A 19,681-nucleotide genomic window follows, 5' to 3' on the forward strand; every position below is an offset into this window, starting at 1 on the left:
GCTATACAAAAACGGTATGGCCTTCACCCTGACGCTCAAGCCCGAGGTCGAGCAGCGCCTTCGGGAGCTGGCCGAGGCGGAACACCGTTCGATGCACAAGACCGTCGAGGTGGCGATCCAGGAATACCTCGAGCGTCAGGAGCGCAACGAGTGGACCCGCCAGGCCGCCCGACGGGTCTTGGAGGAAGACGCCGAATTCTTCGAGATGTTGGGGGATCGGTGACTCAACCGTGGCCCGAGCCGGAGGACCTGTTGATCCTCTTATCCGAACACACAGGCCAGCACAGTCGCGTCAGGGACGGCGGCATCCTCGTCGCTGCGGCGGCCCGCCCGCACGCCCGGATCCTGGGGCGTGCCGTGTACCCCACCGTGCTGGACAGGGCGGCGGCGTTGATGCACGGCTTGATGATTTGGCGGCCACTCGATATGTGGAACGCGGGCCTCGCCTGGGCGGCGATGCGGATCTTCCTGATCCGTTGCGGGGTGGCGCTACACATGCCGGCCAAGGAACGGATGGCTCTCACCGACGCGTTGGCCAGTGGCGAGGTCGACTCGATTGACGAGTTGGCGTTGCGGCTGTCGCCGTACCTGGAGATGTCGAGCTGAACGCGGCGAAGGGCCGGGTCCATGCGGACCCGGCCCTTCGACAAGCTTGGTGACTCAGCGCGTCAGCGCGTGACCTCACCGGCGATGAACTCCTCGACGGCCTGGTGGGCGTCGTGGTCGGCGTACTGCACCGGCGGGGACTTCATGAAGTACGACGAGGCCGACAGGATCGGGCCGCCGATCTTCCGGTCCAGGGCGATCTTCGCGGCCCGGACCGCGTCGATGATGACGCCGGCCGAGTTCGGAGAGTCCCACACCTCGAGCTTGAGCTCGGCGTTGAGCGGGGTGTCACCGAACGAGCGGCCCTCCAGGCGGATGTACGCCCACTTGCGGTCGTCCAGCCACGGCACGTGGTCCGACGGGCCGATGTGCACGTCGCTCTTGCTCATCTCGTGCGGGATCTGCGAGGTGACCGACTGGGTCTTCGAGATCTTCTTCGAGACCAGGCGCTTGCGCTCCAGCATGTTCATGAAGTCCATGTTGCCGCCGAAGTTGAGCTGGTACGTGCGCAGCAGCTCGACGCCGCGGTCCTCGAAGAGCTTCGCGAGGGCGCGGTGCACGATGGTGGCGCCGACCTGGCTCTTGATGTCGTCACCGACGATCGGCAGGCCCGCGTCCTCGAACTTCTTGGCCCACTCGGGGTCGGAGGCGATGAAGACCGGCAGGGCGTTGACGAACGCGCAGCCGGCGTCGATGGCCGCCTGGGCGTAGAACTTGGCGGCCTGCTCGGAGCCGACCGGGAGGTAGCAGACGACGACGTCGACCTGCGCGTCGCGCAGCGCCTGCGTCACGTCGACCGGGGTGGCGTCCGACTCCTCGACGATCTCGCGGTAGTACTGGCCCAGACCGTCGAAGGTCGGACCGCGCTGCACGCTGACGCCGGTCGGCGGCACGTCGCAGAGCTTGATGGTGTTGTTCTCGCTGGCGACGATCGCCTCCGCGAGGTCCATGCCCACCTTCTTGGCGTCCACGTCGAATGCCGCGACGAACTCCACGGCGTTGACGTGGTAGTCGCCGAAGGCGACGTGCATGAGACCCGGGACGCGGTCGTTCGGGTTGGCGTTCCGGTAGTACTCGACGCCCTGAACCAGGGACGAGGCGCAGTTACCCACACCGACGATGGCGACGCGGACGGAGCCCATAGCGTCTGCCTCCTTCTTTTCTGTCACGGCCGCTCATTCCTGGTCTCTCCAGGCGGAGGCGGGCTGTTGTCTTCTCGTCGGCCGCCGGCTGTCCCGATGTTCGGGACCGTCGGGGCTCGGCCGGAGCGCTCGTTGGCGATGAGCTCCTCCAGCCAGCGGACCTCGCGCTCACAGGCATCAAGGCCGTGGCGCTGCAGTTCCAGCGTGTAAGCGTCGAGGCGCTCGGCCGCCCGGCCCAGCACGTCACGAAGCCCTTCGCGACGCTCCTCGATCTTGCGGCGGCGACCCTCCAGAATGCGCAGTCGGGTCGCCTGGTCGGTCCGGGCGAAGAACGCGAAGTGCACCCCGAAGCCCGTGTCGTCGTACGTCTCGGGCCCGGCCTGTGCGATCAGCTGGGCGAAGCGTTCCTTGCCTTCCGCGGTGATTTTGTACACCACCCGACCTCGTCGGCTGGTCAGCGCGGGAACCTCCTCGGCAGTGGCGGGTGTCTCAGCAGCTTCGGTGATCCATCCCGCCGCCTGCAGCCTGCGTAGCGTGGGATAGAGCGAGCCGTAGCTGATCGCCGCCCGGATCGCGCCGAGTTTGGCGGTCAGCTCCTTGCGCAGCTCATAGCCGTGCATCGGAGACTCCTGCAGGAGGCCGAGGATGGCGAACTCAAGCACTGGCCACCCTCTCTTTACCCTCCGGCGTGGAGTGGTAACCGCCGCGATGTATCGGACCGATACATCGCACGTTAGCGGCTCGCGCGGGCCAGGGCAAACCCCCGTTCCGAGATGCTGTCGTCACGGATTGTGAGCGTGGTCGCCTGCTCGGGCCGGACCGCGTACCCTTCTCCGCATGCGTACGCAGCGCCAGGTCGTCGACTACTCGCTTCAGAAGCGAGCAGTGCTGCGTGAGCTCCTGGCCGGCCGAGTCGGCACGTACGACGTCTGCGACGCGTCGCCGTACCTGAAGAACGCCGCTCGGTTCCACGGCGAGCCGACCGACCGGCGCTGCCCGATCTGCCGCAGCGAAAACCTGACCCTCGTCCACTACATTTACGGTGACGAACTCAAGCAGTCCGCCGGGCAGGCCCGGACACTTACCGAGTTGCCCGTGCTGGCGATGACGCTGCGTGAGTTCCAGGTCTTCGTGGTGGAGGTGTGCCTCGGTTGTGACTGGAACCATCTCGTCGAGCAGTACCTGCTCGGCCGGGACGGGCTGACCGGCGACAGCGACGGCACAAGCGAACAGGACGCGGCGGGCGCCGAAGGCACCGGCCGGCGGAGGCGAGAGGCGCAACGGTGATCTCAGCTGGTTGTACCGGCCCCGGGGCCGCAGGCAAAACCCGGGACGGTCGACCGCTTGTTGGTCCGATTGGCCCGATTGATACGGCAATGACCCCGGTCGGCTGGCACCCCCGTGCCGGCGCGCCGGGTGAAGCAACTCACGGCAACCCGGTGGCGGCGCAGCTGCGTCCCACCGCGACCGGCAGGGTGTGAGGAATGAACTCGTACGGCGATCCCAGTTCTGCGCGCGGACGGACCCAGTACTCGGGTCCAGACGGTGACCCCGGACCGGGCGCGGACGACGCGTACCGCCGACCCGGCGGTGACTCCGGCGGGAGCGGCTGGTCAGCCTCGGAGGGCGGCGGCGCGGCAACCCCGGGCCGCGCCTCGGTGACGCCGCGGGCCTCCGGTGGTCGTGCCACGGTCGGCGGTTCCGCCTCGGTGCCGCCGCGTGGTGGTGCGGCCGCCGGGTCCGCCTCGGTGGGTTCGGCAGCGGCCGGCCGGGCCGGTCGAGCCTCGGTCCCGGTGTCGCCGGCACCGGGCGTGGCCGCTGGCCGCGCCGGCGCCGGTCGGGCCTCGGTGCCCGTCTCCCCGGCGCCGGGCGCGCCGGCGGGTCGGGCCGCCGTCGGTGCCGCCTCGGTCGGCACCGCCTCGGCGGGCCGGGCCAGCGTCGGCTCCGCATCGGTCGGTGGCCGTGCGGCGGTCGCCAGGGCGAGCGTCTCACCGGTCTCCGGTGGGCCGGGCGGCCCTGGTGGGCCCAACGGGCCAGGTGGGCCGGGCGGCCCCGGTCGGGGCGGTCGTGGTCCGGGTGACTCGGGCGCCGCGGCACGGGCGAAGAAGCGCAAGCGGATGAACCTGCTGATCGCCGGGTTCGCCGTCTTCATCATGCTCGCCGGCATCGGCGTGGTCGGGTTCACCTACTACTCGACAAGCGTGGTGCTTCCGGACGAGATCACTCCGCCGCAGGCGACCACCCTGTACGCCTTCGACAACAAGACGATCATCGCCAAGGTGGGCGATCAGAACCGAACGCTGGTCACCATCGACCAGATTCCGGAGTACGTGCAGAACGCGGTGGCCGCCGCCGAGGATCGGAACTTCTACCGACACTCCGGTGTGGACTACAAGGGCATCGCCCGGGCCGGCTGGAACAACCTCTCCGGCGGCGACAAGCAGGGCGCCTCCACCATCACCCAGCAGTACGCCCGCAACGCCTACGACAACCTGAAGGACGACACGTACGCCCGGAAGGTGAAGGAGGCGATCTTCGCCTCCAAGCTCAACGACGAGTACACGAAGCCGCAGATCATGCAGCACTACCTCAACGTGATCTACTTCGGCCGAGGTGCCTACGGCATCGAGGCTGCGGCGCAGACCTACTTCGGCAAGCCGGTGGGCAAGCTCGATCCGGCCGAGGGCGCGGTGCTCGCGGCACTGATCAAGCAACCAGAGCCCAGTTCCACCCACCAGGGGTACGACCCGGCGATCAACCCGACCGACGCCCAGGATCGCTGGAACTACGTGATCGAGGGCATGGTCAAGGAGGGCTGGCTCGGCGTGCCCGGCAAGGAGCCGCGGCCGGCCGCGTACCCGACGAAGACCCTCAAGGCCCCGAAGAAGGGCGGCATCGGCGTCGACTTCGGCGTCGACACCCCGTACGGCAATGTCATCAACTACGTCCGGCAAGAGATGCGGGACAGGGGCATCTGCGTCGAGAAGGACGCAGAGGTGACAGATGCCAAACCGCTGTGCTCCCAGGCGCTGATGGCCGGCGGTTACCGGATCCGTACCACAGTCGACACCAAGATGCAGGCGGCGGCGGTCGCGACGGCCCAGCGCAAGTCCAAGGGCTCCGAGTTGGCCGGTGAGCGAAGCAACATCATGGCCGCGGTGGTGTCGATCGACCCCACAAACGGTCGGGTCGTCGCCTACTACGGCGGTGACAACGGCACCGGCACCGACTACGCCGGCAAGAACACCGACTCCACCGGGGCGATCAGCGGCGGTCACTCGCCCGGATCAAGCTTCAAGATCTACACCCTGGCGGCCGCGCTCAAGGAGAAGAAGTCGCTCGAGTCTCGGTGGAAGGGCAAGGCATTCAAGCCGGAAGGCACCGAGTTCAAGGTCAGCAACGCGGGCGACGACAACCCCGACTGCGGTAACTCCTGCACGCTGCGGGTGTCCACGCTCAAGTCCCTGAACGTGCCGTTCTACTACGTCACCGAGACGATCGGCGCGGACAAGGTCGTCGACATGGCCAAGCAGGCGGGCGTCACCACCATGTGGCGCACGGACACCAACCCGGCGAAGTCCTACGACCTGACCAAGACCGACCCGAAGGACATCACTCCGGAGCCGTTCTTCAACGTGGTCGGCTACGGCCAGTACCCGATCACCGTGCTGGACCACGCCAACGGCGTCGCCACCTTCGCCAACGGGGGCGTCTACAACAAGGCGCACTTCCTCTACTCGGTGGAGAAGCAGAACCCGACCACTGGTAAGTGGGACAAGGTCTACAGCGAGAAGCTCGACTCGAAGCGGAGAATCGAGAAGAGCGTGGTGGACGACGTGACGTCGGTGCTGAAGGACTACCCGGCCGCCGTCAACCACCGGCTCGACGACGGTCGCAAGGCGGCCTCCAAGACCGGCACCTGGGAGCTCAAGGACGACAGCGAGGACAACGGCGACGCCTGGATGATCGGTTACACGCCGCAGTTGGCCACCGCGGTGTGGGTGGGCAACGTGAAGGAGCGGAAGCCGCTCATTCTCAAGGACGGCCGCAAGGTCAGTGGTGGAAACCTCCCGGGCGACATCTGGGAGCGGTTCATGGACGAGGCGCTGAAGGGCAAGCCGAAGGTCGACTTCCCGCCGGCGGCGAACATCGGCGACAAGGACTCCGGAAACGGTGAAGCGCCGCCGCCCCCGCCCCCGCCGCCACCACCGACCAACCCGGGGGGTCAGAACCCTCCCTGTAACCCGCTGATCGACCTGTTCTGCCAAAACGGGGGCGGCAACCCTGGGGGCAACCCCGGCGGTAACCCCGGTGGCAACCCTGGTGGCAATCCCGGCGGCAATCCCGGTGGCGGCGGAAACGGCGGTGGCGGCGGCGGACTGCTGCCCAGCCTGCCACCCAACCGGGAGTGACCCGCGCCAACGCATGACGCCGCCGCCGGCCGGACGACCTGTCCGGCCGGCGGCGGCGTTTTCGTACCCGGAACTCGGTGCCGGGACGGGACGGGCACCCCTGTCGTACGGCAGGATGCCTCTTCATGAGCACCCAGTCGACGCCCGGCATCGACGACGCCGGCACCACTGATCACCCGTCCCGCTCCGACGGGTTCGTCCGCGGCATCTCCGGCGTCATCGGCGGCCCGCTGGGCGACCACGCGACCGCGCTGAACCGGCCGGCCGGTGGGGAGCGTCGCTTCTGGACCGCCGTGCGGATCGTGCTGGCGCTGGTGTGCCTCACACTCGCGCTGCACTGGGTGCAGAAATCGCCCTGCCAGAACGGCGCCTGGCAGAACAACGTCCAGTACACCCGGTTCTGCTACACCGACGTCCTTGCCCTCTACTACGCCGAAGGGCTCAACGAGGGCAAGGTGCCCTACCGCGACCACCCGGTCGAGTACCCGGTGCTGACCGGCTACTTCATGGGCGCGCTGGGCCTGCCGGTGCACGCCATCGGTGAGGGCGACCCGAGCATCAACCAGGGCCAGTGGTTCTACAACCTCAACGCGCTGGTGCTGGGGGCGCTCGCGGTGGCCACGGTGGGGGTGATCCTGGCGTTGCGCCGCCGACGACCCTGGGACGCGGCGCTGTTCGCCCTCGCCCCGGCGTTGGTACTCACCGCCACAGTCAACTGGGACCTGCTCGCCATCGGGCTGGCCGCCTTCGGCCTCCTGGCCTGGGCCCGAAAACGACCGGCGGCGGCCGGCGTGCTGCTCGGGCTCGCCGGCGCGGCGAAGCTCTGGCCATTGTTCCTGCTCGGGCCGATCCTCATCCTCGCGCTGCGAGCCGACCGGATACGTGCCGCGCTCATCGCCATCGGGACGGCGATCGCGGCCGTGGTGCTGGTGAACCTGCCGGCCGCGCGGGCGTACCCGGAGAACTGGGACCGGTTCTTCGAGCTGAACACCACCCGACCGATCGACTGGGGCACGCTCTGGTACATCGGTCGCTACCTGGACGGCAAGGTCGGCAACGACCCCGCCAATCTCGGCCCGTTCGAATGGCTCAACGCCAACATCCCCACCCTCAACACCATCTCGTACGCGCTGTTCGGGCTGGCCTGCCTCGGCGTCGCCGTGCTGGCGCTGCGGGCGCCACGCCGACCGCGGCTGGCTCAGCTCGCCTTCCTGGTGGTCGCCGCGTTCCTCATCTTCAGCAAGGTCTGGTCGCAGCAGTTCGTGCTCTGGCTGCTCCCGCTGGTGGTGTTGGCCCGACCGAAGTGGGGCGCGTTCCTGGCCTGGCAGATCGCCGAGGTCTGCTACTTCGTCGCCTTCTACGGGGAGCTGCTCGGCGCGGCAACCAGCCGTCCGGTCTTCCCGGAGGGCGTGTTCGTGCTGGCCTCGACGCTGCGGCTGGTCACTGTGGTGGTGCTCTGCGTGTTCGTCGTGAAGGAGATCCTGCACCCAGAGCAGGACGCGGTGCGGGCCACCTACCCGGACGACCCGGACGGCGGCGTCCTGGACGGCGCACCAGACGCCCCCTGGATAGAACGCTGGCGCCGCAAAGAGACCAGCGAACCCCACCGCGAACCCGTGGCAGCCACCTGACCCAAAGGCCGAAGGCCGACCGCGGCCGGCACCACGTCAGGGTTTTCGGGGGAGCCCGCCCGGCGCAGGGATCAAGCCTGACCGCCCGGAGCCGGGTGGGCTCCCCCGAAAACCCGCCCTAAAGCTTCACAGGCGGTACACCACGGCGTCAGCGACCTCCTGCCGGCTGATGCCGAGCGATTCGACAGGCGCGTCGATGTTGATCTCCCACGGCGTGCCGGCGACCTGGCCGCGCAGCAGCACCACCGTGCGGACGCCGAGCGTGCGCAGGTAGTCGACGCTCGTCTGGTCCGGGAACGACTGGCTCACCCGACGGACATCGTCGAGCTGGCGCGGCGTGAAGCCGCTACCGCCGTTGACCACGTCGGGGAACCCGCTGGTCGACCAGAGCATCACGTGCTGGTCAAGGCTCTGACTGCTGGGCAGCACCAACAGCGGCCCCTCCGCCGAACGCATCGCAGCCGGTTGGGTAGGCACCACCGGATGCGGGGTGGTGTTCAGGCCCTCGACGGTGACCAGCAGCAGCGGCAGCAGGGTCGCCATCCGCAGCCACGGCCCCGGCCACGACGGAATCCGTTGCGCGGTCAATTCGCGGACCCGGTCGGTGAGCGCGGTGACCGCGCCCGCCGCGAGCAGGGCGAGCAACAACGTGGTCCAGAGCATCAACCGCCCGGGGGTACGCAGCCCGCTCCAGCCCGGCAGATGCTCGAAGAGCGGCACGTAGGTGAAGGTGCCGTCGAAGAAACGGGTCCCCATCGCGAAGGCCATCGTCACCAGCACCCCCGCGAGCAGCAGCAGTCGGTGCCGCAGCCGCCAGACCGAGAAGAGCAGCCCGCCTGCGGCGAGCGCGTAGAGCACGAAGCCCGGCAGCAGGGTCATCTCCGGGTGCCACGGCAACGCCGCCCGGGCCCCCTCGTGCAGCCCACCCCAGATCCGCGACTCCGCGGGCGCCGTCACGAAGCCCGACACCGGCGGCGAGAAGAGGCTGACGTCGCCGATGGTGCGCTCGGCGTACGGGTGCAGCTCGGTCACCTTGAAGAACGGGAACGCCATCAGCAGACCGACACCGGCGAACAACACCCCGCCGAGCACGTCGGCGGCGAACAACCGGCGACCGAACGGAACGGCCTGCCTGGTGCGCAGCCGCCGCGCGAAGAAGAGGACGGCGGCGACCAGCACCGCGCCGGCCAGGAAGTACGCGAAGGGCAGCCCGATGCCGAAACCGAGGCTGAGCTGCCAGGCCGCCACCAACCAACCGGCGTAGACCCAGCCGTCGTGCCGGCGTTCCGGCCGGTAGCCGTGTCGGAGGGACCATCCGTGCCCGCGCGCCAACATCGCCAGCGCCAGCGGGATCCCCCCGTTGGAAAGCACGTGCAGGTGCCCGGCCTGAGCCAGCAGCCACGGCGCGTAGGTGTAGCCCACGCCGGCGACAGCGGCACCGATGCGGCCGGCCCCGAGCTGTCGGGCCAGCGCGTACGCCCCGAGCGTGGCGAGCGCATGCGCCAGCACGAACATGATGTTGTAGCGCAGCACGGCGTCCTCGGGACCGCTGCCGAGCATCCCGGCCGGGGCGTACCCGAGCAGCGTGTCGGAGAACGCGAAGCTCCACAGCTCGGGGAAGAACGTGTTGGACTGCCACAGGCGCGCCGGGTCGGTCAGCAGGATGTGCCCGGACCAGGCCATCTGCCAGGACTGCAGGCTCGGGTCCCAGTAGTCCTGCGGGAGGGTGTAGCGCGGATAGCGCAGCGTCGGCCAGGTCATCAGCACGGCCAGTGCCAACGCGCCGAGGGTGGCCAGGGTCCACTCGTGAATCAGGAACCGGCCGACGGCCCGGCCCGCCCGAGTGAAGATGGAGGGCCGTGGCTCCGGCGCGGAGGCGAACGCCTCCCAACGCTCCGGGCCGACCGGCTTCGCCTCGCCGTCGGCCTTGTTCTCGCCGTCGGCCTTGTTCTCGTCCTCGGCCTTGTCCTTGCCGTCGGCCTTGTCCTTGCCGTCGGCGTCACCCGCCTTCGCGTCCTTGGCCGGTTCGCCGTCCTTGGTCGCGTCACCCACTGGGGTGCCGTCCTTGGCCGCGCTATCCACCGTGCCGCTGTCCTTGGATGCGTCGCTGTCCTTGGCCGGGGTGCTGTCCTTGGGTGCGCTGTCGCTGTTTGCGGTGCCGCCCTCGGCGGCGGCCTGCTTCGCGGCGGTGCCCTGCTTCGCCGCGGTGCCCTTCTTGCCGAGGCGCCGGGCCGCGTTGTTCCTGGCGGGGCCTCCCGGCGCGAGGTCGGCCTCGCGATCGCCGTTCGGGGCGGCTCCGGTCGCCCCACCGTCGCCCGCTGGCGATTGGGGCGCGGTGGTCTCGGCGGGGGACTTGTCGGAGGTACGAGCCGGCTGGGTTGGTGCGCCCGCCGCGGCCGTGGTGGCGGGTCGGCTCTCGGCGTCCGCGCCGGTGGGGGTGGGCCGGGCGTTGCCGGTCCCGGGCTGTCCGCTCGTCATGCCGCGGGGCTCTCCGCGCCGAGCTGCTCACGCAGAAAGTCGATGTCGGCGGCCTGGCCGGTGACCCCGCCCGGTGTCTCGACGACCACCGGCGCGCCGGCTGCCCGGATCACCGCCACCACCAACTCCGGGTCGATCGTCCCGCCGCCCAGGTTGTCGTGTCGGTCCTGGCCGGAGTTGAACGCGCCCTTGGAGTTGTTGGCGTGCACCAGGTCGATGCGCCCGGTGATCGCCTTGACCCGGTCGACCAGGCCGAGCAGCTTCTCGCCGCCCGCGTACGCGTGGCAGGTGTCCAGGCAGAAGCCGACCTCGTGGTCACCGATGGCGTCCCAGAGTCGGGCGAGCGCGTCCAGCCGCCGGGCGCAGGCGTTGTCGCCGCCGGCGGTGTTCTCGATCAGAACCGGTACGCCGAAACCGCCGGAGTCCGCCGCGTACGCGAAGGTCTTGCGCCAGTTGTCGAAGCCGACGGCCAGGTCGTCGCCCGCGTTGACATGCCCGCCGTGGACGATCAGGCCCTTGGCGCCGATGGCGGCGGCCGCGTTGGCGTGCCCGAGTAGCAGCTTCCGGCTCGGGATCCGGATGCGGTTGTTGAGAGTGGCCACGTTGATGACGTACGGCGCGTGCACGTAGAGGTCGACCTCGGCAGCGCGCAGCCGCTCGGCATCTTCGCGAGGCTTGGGCGCCTTCCAACCCTGGGGGTCGGCGAGGAAGAACTGCACGGTGTCGGCGGACCGGGCGGCCGCCTCCGCCAGCGGGTCGGTCGAGTCGACATGGGCTCCGATACGCATGCGAGCGAGCCTACGTCGCGACCCCGACGGCCGGGGCGACGGCCGGGGCGGTGTCGCGTCACCGGAGGGACCGACGATCGTTGATGGGTTAGAACCGGCGACCAGCACCCGGTGACGCCAGCGGCGCGAGCGTCGCACACGGCGACCGGCGGTCGGCGGCCGACAGCGAGGTCACCCCCGCCGCGCGGCCCGGCGCAGCGGGGGCGACCCCCTCGCACAGCGGCTACCGAGCGAAGACGAATCTCGGAAAATTGTGCTTTTCCCCCCGACAAGGTACGAGTGCTGTTGTATCGTCAGATAACAACACGATAAAGCTCCGCGGGGCGTCTTCGGTCCAACCTCATCGGTGTGGTCGTTCCTCCCCAGGTCCCACCCAAGGAATGCGGACCGGACGCCCCGCGGCCTCATAGACGGGGGTCCACCACGGCCGATTGACGGTCGGACGGTGGGCCCCCGTCGGCACGTCCGGGCGCGGACCCGACCACCCCGGGCATGATCGTTGGGACCGGGTATCCTGGTCAGGTTGTCCGCGTCCGGCCGGGTCCCCTCGGCGCGTGCGGGCAGCGACACAAGACCTCCTGCCACGGAAGGACCGTGGCCGCTTAGCCCACAGGAGGTGAGCACGTCTTGCGTCACTACGAACTAATGGTCATCCTCGACTCCAGCCTCGAGGAGCGCACCGTCGCACCGTCGCTCGACACGTACCTGAACGTGATTCGGACCGCGGGTGGCTCGGTTGAGAAGACCGACGTGTGGGGCCGTCGGCGCCTCGCGTACGAGATCAACAAAAAGGCTGAGGGTATCTACGCCGTCATCGACCTGCAGGCCACGCCTGCTGCGGTGGCCGAGCTGGACCGTCAGCTGCGCCTCAACGAGTCCGTGCTGCGCACCAAGGTCATCCGACCGGAAATGCGCTAGAGCATCCAACCCCGGTTCGTCCGGATCAGCCTCCGCGACTCTGTCGTACGGCTCTGGGAGCCTGTACGGCGAGACGCTGAGTGCGCGAGGAGATGGTCATGGCAGGAGACACCACCATCACGGTCATCGGCAATCTGACCGATGACCCCGAGTTGCGGTTCACCCCCTCCGGGGCTGCGGTCGCCAAGTTCCGAGTCGCTTCGACGCCCCGTTTCATGGACAAGGCGTCGAACGAATGGAAGGACGGCGAGCCGCTGTTCCTCGCATGCACCGTGTGGCGGCAGGCCGCCGAGCACGTCGCCGAGTCGCTGCAGCGTGGCGCCCGGGTGATCGTGTCGGGCCGGCTTCGTCAGCGGTCGTACGAGACCCGCGAGGGTGAGAAGCGCACTGTCATCGAGCTTGAGGTCGACGAGATCGGCCCGTCGCTGCGCTACGCCACGGCGAAGGTGCAGAAGATGTCCCGCTCCGGCGGCGGTGGCGGCGGCTTCGGTGGCGGCGGTGGCGGTGGCAACCAGGGTGGCGGCGGAGGCAACTTCGACGACCCCTGGGCTTCGGCTGCTCCCTCTCCCTCTCCCGCGCGTGCCGGTTCGGGCGCCAATTTTGACGAGGAGCCACCGTTCTAATGGCGCCTAGCGCTCGCGATCGCAAACCAGGAGCACGTGCAACGGCCAAGGCTGCGGCACTGCGCAAGCCCAAGAAGAAGGTGAACCCGCTCGACAAGGACGGGATCGCCTACATCGATTACAAGGACACCGCGCTGCTGCGCAAGTTCATCTCCGATCGCGGCAAGATCCGCGCTCGTCGGGTGACCGGCGTTACCTCGCAGCAGCAGCGGCAGATCGCCCGTGCGGTCAAGAACGCCCGTGAGATGGCGCTCCTGCCGTACACGGCCACCACCCGCTGAGAGGAGGCACCGATATGAAGATCATCCTGACTCAGGAAGTGTCCGGCCTCGGTGCCCCAGGCGACATCGTCGAGGTCAAGAACGGCTACGGCCGTAACTACCTGCTGCCGCAGGGCTTCGCGATCGTCTGGACCAAGGGCGCGGAAAAGCAGGTCACGGTCATCAAGCGGGCCCGTGGGGCCCGCGAGATCCGCGACCTCGACCACGCCAACGAGGTCAAGGCTCAGCTCGAGGGTCTCAAGGTCAACCTGAAGGTCCGCGCCGGCGACGGCGGTCGGCTCTTCGGCTCGGTCACCCCGGCCGAGATCGTCGACGCCGTCAAGGCGGCCAGCGGCCCGGTCCTCGACCGGCGTCGGCTGGAGGTGCCCGGTCACATCAAGTCGATCGGCGCCTACCCGGTGAAGATCAAGCTGCACCCTGAGGTGACCGCGTCGTTCAACCTGAACGTCGTTCAGGGCTGACGTCCGCAACACCACCACGAGGGCCCGCACCGAGCGATCGGTGCGGGCCCTCGTGCGTACGTCGTCGGACCCGGCACCGCCGGCGCGGCCCGAGCCACCCTCGCCCGGCGCGGCCCTGACCCCGCCCGGTCTGGCCCTGACCCGTCGACCGGGTCAGCCGATGGGCTGGCCCGTCACCGCGCTGATCAGCACCGTGGAGAGGCCGCCGCCCACCACCGCGGCGGCAACCGCGATGGTCGCCGAGCGCCACGTCGTACCGACCCGCCGCAGCAGCGCCGCCACCACCAGACTGCTCACCAGCGCCAATCCGAAGCGCGGCGAACCGGCCAGGAGTGACTCCAACGCGCGGGACCGCGCCGAGTCGCACCCGCCCCCGCTGATGTCGGTCACACAACCAGCCGGCGCCTGGCTGTCCAACGTCAACAGCCAGACGAAGATCAGCATCGCCGGCACCAGGTAACAGGCCGCCGTGTACAGCAACGGCCGGACCGACCCACCCGGATCCGGGTCCAGCAGGTCGTCCTCCAGACGCCGCGCCCAGGCACCCGTGGCCGCCGACTCGACCCGCCGACGTACCGACGCCGTTCCTACCGCCGGCCGGTCTGCCCGACGCCGCGAGGGCGCGCCCGCACCCGGACGCTGCGCACCCGCACGTGGCGCAGGCGCGCTGCGCGGTCGTGGAGCGGTGTAGCCCACCACCGGAGACCGTGGCGCCGACGTCGAAGGATCCGCCCAACGCGGATCGTCATCGGCCAGCCGAGTGCCGGACCAGAATCCGTCTTCCCGACTCGGCCACCCCTCGGCCGGCACCGCGCGATCGGAGCGCGGCGGAACCGTACGGTCCCACTGGTCATCCTCGACAGCGGACCGCTCCCACTGGCCGGTGCGGTCCGACCGCTCCCAGCCACCAACGCTCTCCACCGCCGACCACTGCCCGCTCAGGTCCCCGCCGTCCGCACCGGTCACAGGCGGCCAAGCCTGCACGCCCGAGGCGTCCCACGGGTCCACCGCGGGCGGGTACGACGGTTCGGGCTCCGCCGCCCGGTCGGAGCCGCGGGCCCACGGGTCGGCCGCCGGCCGGGACCAGGACTCCTCTGCCGCACGTCGGCTACGCCGGCTGGGACGGCTCGGCTCCTGGTCCGGAACCTGCTCGGTCGGGGCGGACTCCAACTCTCCACCCGACCAGATCACCTGCGGACGGCCAACGGGCGCGCGGCGGGGACGTCGGTCCGAGACAGCGCCAGAGACCGGCTCGTCCTCCCCGGCGTCGGCCCGTCGGCGGCCGGCGTACCCCTGATCCTGTGGCCGGTCGAGCGTCCACTCTCGGGTGTGGTCCGAGTCGGGTGCCGGGCCGATCGCTGCCTGCTCTCGGCGACGCGTCTCGCTGCCCCGACGCCGACCACTCGACGACTCGGCGGACCGCCGGCCCGCGCCGGACGTCGGCCGCGCGGGCTCGTCCTCGTCCTCGTCCGGTGCGGCGTGGCGACCGCCGCCGTCCGCGTGCCGGACCCCTGACTCCAACGCCCACCGGGGCAGGTAGGCGTCGACAGGCTCGTCCTGGCCGCGGTCCAACGCACGCCGTCGGCTGGAGGTGCGGTAGCGCCCGTCCTCGTCGTAGGGATCAACCGGAACAGGCGCCGCGCGCTCACCCCACGAGGCGGTTGGCTGGCGCTCGCGCGGGCTGCCATCGCCGCGTCCCCAGTCCCGGTAATTCACGGCCGGAGTGTGACCCTTCTGAACCGAAAGCGGAATCCGCTGTCCAGGTGTAGCCGTTCGCTGGAGATAGTACGGGACGATCGTGTCACAGGCCCGACCGAAATATTCTCCTCCACAGGCTGGGGAGTATGTCTTCGCAGGTCAACGGCTTACGGCCGAGAATTCCCCAATGGTTATCCACAGGCTGTGCACACGCTGCGCACATGCTGCCCCCCGGGATCCACAGGTTGTCCCGAGGCTCGTCCACCGGCGTTGTTGAGTCTCTGACCTCGGGGTCCGTATGGTTGGCCCTCGACCGCCGGCGATGGCCCCCGATCGACCGGCCCGGTCGGACGGAAGTGTCAGACCCCAGCGGTAGAGCTGGGACTGGATCCGGCGCAGTGGAGGGGGGACCCGTGTCGGTCACCGACGACATGCGGGCAGAGCCACGCTCCGGCGGAGGCCAACCACCTTCGCAGCGGGATGGCCAGTTCGACAAGACACCGCCCCAGGACGTCGCCGCCGAGCAGTGCGTCCTCGGCGGCATGCTGCTGTCCAAGGACGCCATCGCCGACGTCGTCGAGATCCTCAAGACCAACGACTTCTACCGGCCGGTGCACGCCACCATCTTCGACATCATCCTCGACATCTACGGCCGCGGTGAGCCGGCCGACTCGATCACCGTCGCGGCGGCGCTCGCCGACTCCGGGGATCTGGTACGCATCGGTGGCGCACCGTACCTGCACACTCTGATCGCCAGTGTGCCCACCGCCGCGAACGCGGCGTACTACGCCCGCATCGTCAGCGAGCGGGCGGTGCTACGCCGGCTGGTCGAGGCCGGCACCAAGATCGTGCAGCTGGGCTACGGCACCGCCAGCGGCGGCAGCCGCGACGTGGACGACGTCGTCGACCTCGCCCAGCAGGCCGTCTACGACGTCACCGAACGCCGGGTCAGCGAGGACTTCGCCGTCCTGGCCGACATGTTGCAGCCGACGCTTGACGAGATCGAAGCGGTGGGCGCGACCGGCGGCATGATGACCGGCGTGCCGACCGGCTTCAGCGACCTGGACCGACTGCTCAACGGCCTGCACGCCGGACAATTGATCATCGTGGCCGGAAGGCCGGGTCTGGGTAAGGCGCTCGCGCTCGACACCCCACTGCCGACCCCGAACGGCTGGACCACGATGGGCGAGGTCAAGGCGGGCGATCAGCTACTGGCTGCGGACGGCTCACCGACCACTGTCACACATGCCTTCGACGTGATGCGCGATCGTCCCTGTTACGAGGTCGAGTTCTCCGACGGCACCGTCATCGTGGCAGACGCGGAGCACCTGTGGAAGACGACCACGCGGGCGATCCGGCGGCAGGAACCGGCGCGGCAGAGGCGGCACTGGCCCGAATCTTCGCTGGCAAACGTACGTGCGGCACATGAGCGGCTGAGCTCCGTGCGGAACCAGCCGATCACACTCTTCGACACAATCGAGCAGGTAGGGCCGGAGTTCCGGCATGTCCTGCACACCGTCGCCCGTGAGGTCGGGTCGGTTGGCCGGATCAGCCGTCCCATCGTCCGCAACGGCAAGCCGCAGAACTGGACTGCGCCCGGCTATCCGGCTGGTCCGCTTCTGGGCGCGCTCCTTGAGCGAGCCGAGCGGGAGGTCAATGCCGGCAGCCGGGCCGACCATGACGGCGTCGTCACCACCGCCCAGATCGCAGCCACGCTGCGTACTGACACCGCCCAGCGGCGGCTCAACCATGCCGTACGAAACAGCGCTCCCCTTCAACTGCCGGACCGTGAGCTGCTGATTCCTCCCTACACCTTGGGGACGTGGCTCGGTGACGGGCACAGCGACGCCAGCCGCTTCACCACGGCAGATCCGGAGATGGTCACGCACGTCGAGGCGGACGGCTTCGTCGTGCGGCCCAGCGGGCCCATGGTCTACACCATTTTGCTGCCGCCCACGTCCGCTGCCCCGGGGAACGGTGTCTGCGTGGACTGTGGCGTTTCCACCAGGGCGCTGCGTGAGAATCCAGCCACCAGGAAGTGTGTCGACTGCCGTCACCGGAACGGTTCCTTCCTCGGGCTGTTGCGTCAGGTCGGAGTAGCGGGAAACAAGCACATCCCGGGCGCCTACCTGCGCGCCTCGGAGGCTCAGCGCAGGGCGTTGCTCGCCGGGCTGATGGACACCGACGGCACCGTCGCCCCCGCCGGCAACCTGCAGTACACGTCGACCTCGAAGCGGCTGGCCGATGACGTCCGCGAACTCATCGTTAGCCTCGGCTACCGCTGCACCGTCAACGCGAAGCCGGTGCGCGGCCGCACCCGTGACTCGTCGATCGCGTACACGCTGAACTTCTCCACCCCGGATGTCATCTTCCGGCTCGGGCGCAAGCAGGATGCCCACGCCGAACGCCGCCGCACCACCTCCGACGTTCGGACGACCTCGCGGTTCATCGTCGACGTTCGGCCGGTCCCCAGCGTTCCGGTGCGGTGCGTGACCGTCGATAACGACGAACACCTGTACCTGGCCAGCCGGGCGATGATTCCTACCCACAACAGCACCGCTAGCATGGATTTTGCCCGAAATGCTGCCATTCGCGCCAATCAGGCTGCCGCGATCTTCTCGCTGGAAATGAGCAAGGTCGAGATCGTCATGCGGCTGCTCTCCGCCGAGGCGCGGGTGCCGTTGCACGTGCTGCGCAGCGGTCAGCTCTCCGACGACGACTGGACCAAGCTGGCCCGGTGCATGGGTGAGATCAGCGAGGCGCCGCTCTTCGTCGACGACACGCCGAGCATGAACCTGATGGAGATCAGGGCCAAGGCCCGGCGGCTCAAGCAGCGGCACGACCTCAAGATGATCGTGGTCGACTATCTCCAGCTGATGACCTCACCGAAGCGCACCGAGAGTCGCCAGCAGGAGGTTGCCGACCTGTCCCGTGGCCTCAAGCTGTTGGCCAAGGAGGTCGAGTGCCCGGTGATCGCGGTCAGTCAGCTGAACCGTGGCCCCGAGCAGCGCACCGACAAGCGACCCCAGCTGTCCGACCTGCGGGAATCGGGCTGCCTGACGGCGGAGACCCGAGTGGTCCGAGCAGATGACAACACTGAGATCACGCTCGGTGAGTTGTTGTCAAACGACGCCAAAGATATCCCGGTCTGGGCGTTGGACGAGAGCCTTCGGTACACGCCTCGCACCATGACCCACGTTTTCCCGAGCGGCAGCCGCGAGGTGTTCCGGCTAACCCTCGCATCGGGCAAGCAGATCGATGCCACAGCGAATCACCCCTTCCTCGCGTTCACCGGCTGGTTGCCACTCGGTGAGCTGTCGCCCGGAGACCGCATCGCTACGCCGCGACACCTACCGCCTCCAATGGTCACCCGCCCGTGGGTCGACGCCGAGGTGGTCATGTTGGCGCACCTGTTGGGCGACGGGTCCTTCGTGCGGCACCAACCCATCCGGTACGCGAGTTGTGATGAGCTGAACCTGCAGGCCGTGACGGAGGCAGCGAAGCACTTCGGGATTTCCGCCGTCCGCGACGACTACGCGGCTGCGAGGGTGACAACTCTCCGCCTGCCAGCGCCCTATCGTCTGGCTCGCGGTCGCCGTAACCCGATCGCGTCTTGGTTGGACGAGTTGGGCCTCTTCGGTCTGAGGTCACACGAGAAGTTCCTCCCTTCTGCCCTTTTCAGCCTGCCCAAGGAACAGATCACCAGCTTCTTGCGGCACCTATGGGCCACGGACGGTTCGGTGACCGTCAACGGCACAGGCCGCGGAGGGCGTGTCTATTTCGCGTCCACGAGCCGACGAATGCTCGAGGACATCTCTCGACTGCTTTTGAGGTACGGCATTACAGCCCGACTGCGGGCCGTACCAGTCGTGGGACATCGCCCTCAGTACACGCTCGACATCTCCGGTCGGGACGACCAGTTGAGGTTCCTGCGCGAGATTGGCGTCTACGGGCAGCGCTCGGAGGGCTGCGCTGCTCTGCTTGCTGCTCTGGAGTCGACGGAGAGCAACACCAACGTTGACACCGTGCCGCGCGAGGTGTGGACCAGGGTGAAGGAAATCTTGGTCGAGCAGGGGATGACCCACCGTGAGTTCTCGGCTGCCATCGGCACCCAGTTCTGTGGCAGCGCCCTCTGGAAGCGCGCGCCCAGCCGTTCCCGGCTGGCGGCGATCGCTACCGTCCTCGATGCGGCCGACCTCGACCTGCACGCGACCAACGACATCTTCTGGGACTCGATAGTGTCCATCGAGTCGCTCGGTGAACAAGAAGTGTTCGACGCGACTGTGCTCGGGAAGCACAACTTCATCGCCAATGGCATCGCTACCCACAACTCGATCGAGCAGGATGCTGACGTTGTCATCCTCTTGCACCGTGACGACTACTACGACAAGGAGTCGCCGCGGGCCGGGGAGGCGGATTTCATTGTTGCCAAGCATCGAAATGGACCCACCGACACCGTGACCGTCGCGGCCCAGCTGCACCTGTCGAGATTTGTGGACATGGCCATCGGGTGAGGTTTCGTCTGCCAGGGGCGCCTGTAGCGGACAGAGTCGCACGTCAGCGCCCGTGGCCGAGATCCGAACCGTCCATCTTGGCCGGTTGGCCATCGACTTCTTACACCTCGACACGTCAGCTGGTCGGCT

16 protein-coding genes are annotated in these 19,681 nt (G+C 68.7%); 10 read left to right on the forward strand and 6 right to left on the reverse strand.

The features are described from left to right. Window positions 1-16 precede the first annotated feature (16 nt). Together IW248_RS25350 and IW248_RS25355 are read left to right on the forward strand one after the other, a co-directional pair. Window positions 17-223 carry a ribbon-helix-helix protein, CopG family gene (locus IW248_RS25350; RefSeq protein ID WP_088987059.1) on the forward strand — a complete coding sequence of 69 codons (207 nt, stop codon included), beginning with the start codon at window positions 17-19 and terminating at the stop codon, window positions 221-223. Next, window positions 220-606 (forward strand): hypothetical protein, encoded by a 387-nt coding sequence (locus IW248_RS25355; RefSeq protein WP_196928960.1) that lies wholly within the window; start codon window positions 220-222, stop codon window positions 604-606. The genes IW248_RS25350 and IW248_RS25355 overlap by 4 nt, the downstream gene beginning before the upstream one ends. Window positions 607-668: 62 nt before the next feature. Here IW248_RS25355 and IW248_RS25360 read toward each other — a convergent pair whose 3' ends face one another. Both IW248_RS25360 and IW248_RS25365 read right to left on the reverse strand, forming a co-directional pair. Further along, complete coding sequence (locus IW248_RS25360; RefSeq protein WP_124819940.1) at window positions 669-1,748, reverse strand: inositol-3-phosphate synthase; 1,080 nt, start codon at window positions 1,746-1,748, stop codon at window positions 669-671. A gap of 23 nt (window positions 1,749-1,771) precedes the next feature. Beyond that, a complete protein-coding gene (locus tag IW248_RS25365) occupies window positions 1,772-2,410 on the reverse strand; it encodes a PadR family transcriptional regulator (protein ID WP_030331823.1) in 639 nt (212 codons plus the stop codon). A 175-nt stretch (window positions 2,411-2,585) separates the two neighbouring features. Here IW248_RS25365 and IW248_RS25370 point away from each other — a divergent pair, with 175 nt between their 5' ends. Beyond that, window positions 2,586-3,035 carry a DUF5318 domain-containing protein gene (locus IW248_RS25370; RefSeq protein WP_196920347.1) on the forward strand — a complete coding sequence of 150 codons (450 nt, stop codon included), beginning with the start codon at window positions 2,586-2,588 and terminating at the stop codon, window positions 3,033-3,035. Between the two features lie 139 nt (window positions 3,036-3,174). On the opposite strand, the gene IW248_RS33235 is transcribed toward IW248_RS25370, so the two are convergent. Next, window positions 3,175-3,777 (reverse strand): hypothetical protein, encoded by a 603-nt coding sequence (locus tag IW248_RS33235; protein ID WP_231396432.1) that lies wholly within the window; start codon window positions 3,775-3,777, stop codon window positions 3,175-3,177. 88 nt (window positions 3,778-3,865) lie between these two features. Here IW248_RS33235 and IW248_RS25375 point away from each other — a divergent pair, with 88 nt between their 5' ends. Both IW248_RS25375 and IW248_RS25380 read left to right on the forward strand, forming a co-directional pair. Then, window positions 3,866-6,160: a transglycosylase domain-containing protein gene (locus tag IW248_RS25375; protein WP_231396433.1), complete on the forward strand. Its 2,295-nt coding sequence runs from the start codon at window positions 3,866-3,868 to the stop codon at window positions 6,158-6,160. 125 nt (window positions 6,161-6,285) lie between these two features. After that, a complete protein-coding gene (locus IW248_RS25380; protein ID WP_196928962.1) occupies window positions 6,286-7,791 on the forward strand; it encodes a glycosyltransferase family 87 protein in 1,506 nt (501 codons plus the stop codon). Between the two features lie 126 nt (window positions 7,792-7,917). Here IW248_RS25380 and IW248_RS25385 read toward each other — a convergent pair whose 3' ends face one another. After that, the gene (locus IW248_RS25385; protein ID WP_231396434.1) at window positions 7,918-10,269 is read right to left on the reverse strand and encodes a hypothetical protein; all 2,352 of its coding nucleotides are present in this window, start codon (window positions 10,267-10,269) and stop codon (window positions 7,918-7,920) included. Beyond that, entirely contained in the window at window positions 10,266-11,057 is a 792-nt protein-coding gene (locus IW248_RS25390) for a deoxyribonuclease IV (RefSeq protein WP_196928963.1), read from the reverse strand. Before IW248_RS25390 ends, IW248_RS25385 begins: the two co-directional genes overlap by 4 nt. A gap of 627 nt (window positions 11,058-11,684) precedes the next feature. Here IW248_RS25390 and rpsF point away from each other — a divergent pair. From rpsF to rplI, 4 genes are all read left to right on the forward strand, one after another. Then, entirely contained in the window at window positions 11,685-11,975 is a 291-nt protein-coding gene (gene rpsF / locus IW248_RS25395; protein ID WP_036391391.1) for a 30S ribosomal protein S6, read from the forward strand. 80 nt (window positions 11,976-12,055) lie between these two features. Next, window positions 12,056-12,598, forward strand: coding sequence for a single-stranded DNA-binding protein (locus IW248_RS25400; protein WP_196928964.1), 543 nt, complete (start codon window positions 12,056-12,058; stop codon window positions 12,596-12,598). Further along, complete coding sequence (gene rpsR / locus IW248_RS25405) at window positions 12,598-12,879, forward strand: 30S ribosomal protein S18 (protein WP_051723758.1); 282 nt, start codon at window positions 12,598-12,600, stop codon at window positions 12,877-12,879. Before IW248_RS25400 ends, rpsR begins: the two co-directional genes overlap by 1 nt. A 14-nt stretch (window positions 12,880-12,893) precedes the next feature. After that, the gene (gene rplI, locus IW248_RS25410; protein WP_030487689.1) at window positions 12,894-13,340 is read left to right on the forward strand and encodes a 50S ribosomal protein L9; all 447 of its coding nucleotides are present in this window, start codon (window positions 12,894-12,896) and stop codon (window positions 13,338-13,340) included. 153 nt (window positions 13,341-13,493) lie between these two features. Here rplI and IW248_RS25415 read toward each other — a convergent pair whose 3' ends face one another. Beyond that, window positions 13,494-15,056 carry a hypothetical protein gene (locus IW248_RS25415; RefSeq protein WP_196928965.1) on the reverse strand — a complete coding sequence of 521 codons (1,563 nt, stop codon included), beginning with the start codon at window positions 15,054-15,056 and terminating at the stop codon, window positions 13,494-13,496. 413 nt (window positions 15,057-15,469) lie between these two features. Between IW248_RS25415 and IW248_RS25420 the strand changes: the two genes are divergently transcribed. Beyond that, window positions 15,470-19,552 carry a replicative DNA helicase gene (locus IW248_RS25420; RefSeq protein WP_231397770.1) on the forward strand — a complete coding sequence of 1,361 codons (4,083 nt, stop codon included), beginning with the start codon at window positions 15,470-15,472 and terminating at the stop codon, window positions 19,550-19,552. Window positions 19,553-19,681 lie beyond the last annotated feature (129 nt).

Origin of the sequence: Micromonospora ureilytica, from assembly GCF_015751765.1 — a bacterium.
Classification (GTDB): domain Bacteria; phylum Actinomycetota; class Actinomycetes; order Mycobacteriales; family Micromonosporaceae; genus Micromonospora; species Micromonospora ureilytica.

Bases quoted from the DNA above. Each gene is read 5' to 3' on its own strand.
- IW248_RS25420 (WP_231397770.1), top strand. From the start codon at position 15,470: ATGCGGGCAGAGCCACGCTCCGGCGGAGGCCAACCACCTTCGCAGCGG.
- IW248_RS25370 (WP_196920347.1), top strand. From the start codon at position 2,586: ATGCGTACGCAGCGCCAGGTCGTCGACTACTCGCTTCAGAAGCGAGCA.
- IW248_RS25385 (WP_231396434.1), bottom strand. From the start codon at position 10,269: ATGACGAGCGGACAGCCCGGGACCGGCAACGCCCGGCCCACCCCCACC.
- IW248_RS25360 (WP_124819940.1), bottom strand. From the start codon at position 1,748: ATGGGCTCCGTCCGCGTCGCCATCGTCGGTGTGGGTAACTGCGCCTCG.
- IW248_RS25390 (WP_196928963.1), bottom strand. From the start codon at position 11,057: ATGCGTATCGGAGCCCATGTCGACTCGACCGACCCGCTGGCGGAGGCG.
- rpsR (WP_051723758.1), top strand. From the start codon at position 12,598: ATGGCGCCTAGCGCTCGCGATCGCAAACCAGGAGCACGTGCAACGGCC.
- rplI (WP_030487689.1), top strand. From the start codon at position 12,894: ATGAAGATCATCCTGACTCAGGAAGTGTCCGGCCTCGGTGCCCCAGGC.
- IW248_RS25350 (WP_088987059.1), top strand. From the start codon at position 17: ATGGCCTTCACCCTGACGCTCAAGCCCGAGGTCGAGCAGCGCCTTCGG.
- IW248_RS25380 (WP_196928962.1), top strand. From the start codon at position 6,286: ATGAGCACCCAGTCGACGCCCGGCATCGACGACGCCGGCACCACTGAT.
- IW248_RS25375 (WP_231396433.1), top strand. From the start codon at position 3,866: ATGAACCTGCTGATCGCCGGGTTCGCCGTCTTCATCATGCTCGCCGGC.